Genomic DNA, 2,676 nt, shown 5'->3' on the forward strand with positions numbered 1-2,676 from the left:
ACGCTCGTCGCGGCACGCTTCGCCGACCATCCCGGTCGCCTCGACACGTTCGCATGGCCGGTCAGCCGCGCGCAGGCTCTCGAATCCCTGACGCTCTTCATCGACGAACGCCTGCCGTGGTTCGGTGTCGGCACAGCCCCGGCACGTGTTCCGCGACGTGATCATCCCCCCGTTCGACATCCGCGACTACCCGAGCCCGTTGCAGGCGTTCCGCAAGAACGTGCGCGATGAGGCCGACGAGACCCTCTTCACGGTGCAGGGACTGCCCAAGGGGGCGCGGGTCCGCACGGCCGTCATGGATCAGTTCGACGGCATGGTCTACAACGTCACAGACGGCGGACCCACCTCCTCGAGCGCCTTCAGCCCGCTGCGCTCGAACATGTCGCCGGATGCCGAGGGCGTTCCGGTGACGCTCAACGTCGAGATCGGCGCCTATCGCGGTGTGTGGATGCCGACCGCGGGCGAGCTGTCCGAGATCAGGTTCTCCGGCGATGACGCCGAGCAGCTGCGCCGCGGCACCTACGTGAACACCGAGACGGGCACTGCCGTCTCCACCACGAAGCTGACGAAGGGCGACGAGTACACGGTGGACGCCGTGATGCCGAACATTCCCGACGACGAACAGCTCGCCGAGGTGCCGTTCGGCAAGGTCTCGATGCCCAAGCCGAGCAACGTGCCGGAGGAGCTCACAGCCCTCGCCGCCGAGACGGTGGTCGGCGCGGAGACGCCCATCGAGCGGGTGCGAGCGCTCGAGAACTTCCTGGCGAAGGAGGGCTTCTTCAGCCACGGGCTGGAGGGCGAGGTCATCTCCCGCGCTGGACACACCGCCGAGCGCATCTCGACCCTCGTCGGCGGCGAGCAGATGATCGGCGACGACGAGCAGTACGCCGTGGCGATGGCCCTGCTCGCCGGACAGGTCGACATCCCCGCCCGTGTGGTCATGGGCTACTACCCCGACGAGGAGAACGCGGGAGAAGCCACGTTCGCTGCCACCGGCGACAACGTGCATGCGTGGGTCGAGGTCAACTTCGAGGGGCTCGGGTGGATCGCCTTCAACCCCACCCCTCCCGAAGACCAGGTGCCGAACGATCAGAACACCAAGCCGCGCGTCGACCCGAAGCCGCAGGTGCTGCAGCCCCCGCCTCCGCCGCAGGAGCCCGTCGACCTGCCGCCCACGCTGCCCGACGACCGCGAGGGCGAGGACGAGAGCCTCAACATCGCGGGCATCATCGGTGCGATCCTCGTGATCGGTGGCATCTCCCTCGGAGTGATCGCACTCCTGGGTCGCCGGCTTCAACGGGCTCGCGAACCGCGGCATCATCACGGTGGTACTCGCCGTGATCCCCCTGATCGGCCTCGCTCCGATCGATGTCTTCGGCGCCCTCGCGCTGTTCAACCTGATCGGACTCGTCGCCTCGGCGTGGCTCCCCGCCGCGCCGGTCGTCGCTCCACAGGCGGGAGCGGCCGTCGCCGAGGCGATGCCGATCGAGATCCCCCCGACCGGGACGATCCGCACCTCTCCCGCCCGTTCGCGCACCGTCACCCTCGCCGGCTTCGGGCTCCTCCTCGTGTTCGCACTCTGGGCGGCCAGCGAGGATTCGCTCTGGGCGATGGCAGGCATCATGGGCGCGGAGCAGGCCGGTTTGACACCCGAGGGACTCGGCATCGCGCTCAGCGGCGCCACGGCCGGCGGACTGCTCGGCTCACTGCTGCTGATGATCGTCGGAGCGCGCTTCGGGCGTGCCGTCCCCCTCGTGATCCTGCTGATCGCCGGCGGCGCCCTCAAGATCGTGGAAGGGTTCGTCACCGACCCCACCACCTTCATCGTGGTGTTCATCGTCTGGAACTCCGTGTATGCGATCGCGTTCATGTACTTCGTGTCGACATCGGCGGCGCTCGACGCCGACGGCCGCTGGTCGGGCCCTCTGCTCGCCGTCTACCTCGTCGGTTCGGCACTCACTCCCGTCATCGGCGCCGCGCTCGTCGGCGCTCTCGGATACCAGGGCTTCGCGATCGCTCTCGGCGTCGCGAGTTTCGTCCTGGCCGTGCCCGCCGGGGCGATCGCCCTCGTATCGACGCGTCTGGAACGCATGACCGCACAGGAGATCGACGCATGACCCGCACCCTTTACCGCAACGGCCGCATCTTCACCGGCGACGAGTCGCGCTGGGCGGACTCCCTCGTCGTCGACGGCGAGGAGTTCATCCACGTCGGCACCGAGGACTCCGCGCCGCCCGCCGACGCCGCGATCGACCTGGGAGGTCGCATCGTCCTTCCCGGCTTCACCGACGCGCACACCCACCTGCTCATGATGGGCGAGGCGCTCGGACAGGTCGGACTCACCGACGCGCACTCGCTCGAAGAGATCCAGCGCCGACTGCTCGCCGCGCGACGCACAGCGCCCGGCGTGCTGCGCGGACGCGGCTGGCTGTTCGACGCGATCCCCGGGGGTGAGCCGACCGCGGCCATGATCGATGAGGTCGTCGCCGACATCCCGGTCTACCTCGATGCGAACGACTACCACTCCTGCTGGGTGAACACGGCGGCCCTCGCCGAGCTGGGAATCACAAGAGACACCCCCGACCCGATCGGTGGACGCATCGCGCGCGACGCGCTCGGCGAGCCGACGGGGATGCTGTACGAGACGGCCGCGCAGCTGCACGCGTGGGCTCATCG

Annotated in this window: 2 protein-coding genes and 1 pseudogene; all 3 read left to right on the forward strand. The window is 69.0% G+C overall.

From position 1 onward, the window contains the following. Nucleotides 1–253: 253 nt before the first annotated feature. A pseudogene (locus KZA10_RS11845) lies at nt 254–1,000 on the forward strand (transglutaminaseTgpA domain-containing protein); the annotation flags it as partial. 337 nt (nt 1,001–1,337) lie between these two features. Then, on the forward strand, nt 1,338–2,117 hold the full coding sequence (locus KZA10_RS11850) for a hypothetical protein (protein ID WP_218682979.1): 780 nt from the start codon (nt 1,338–1,340) through the stop codon (nt 2,115–2,117). After that, a partial coding sequence (locus KZA10_RS11855; protein ID WP_218682978.1) for an amidohydrolase family protein occupies nt 2,114–2,676 on the forward strand: 563 nt, incomplete at its 3' end. The genes KZA10_RS11850 and KZA10_RS11855, both read left to right, overlap by 4 nt.

It is taken from the genome of Microbacterium sp. BF1 (genome assembly GCF_019279095.1).
Classification (GTDB): domain Bacteria; phylum Actinomycetota; class Actinomycetes; order Actinomycetales; family Microbacteriaceae; genus Microbacterium; species Microbacterium maritypicum.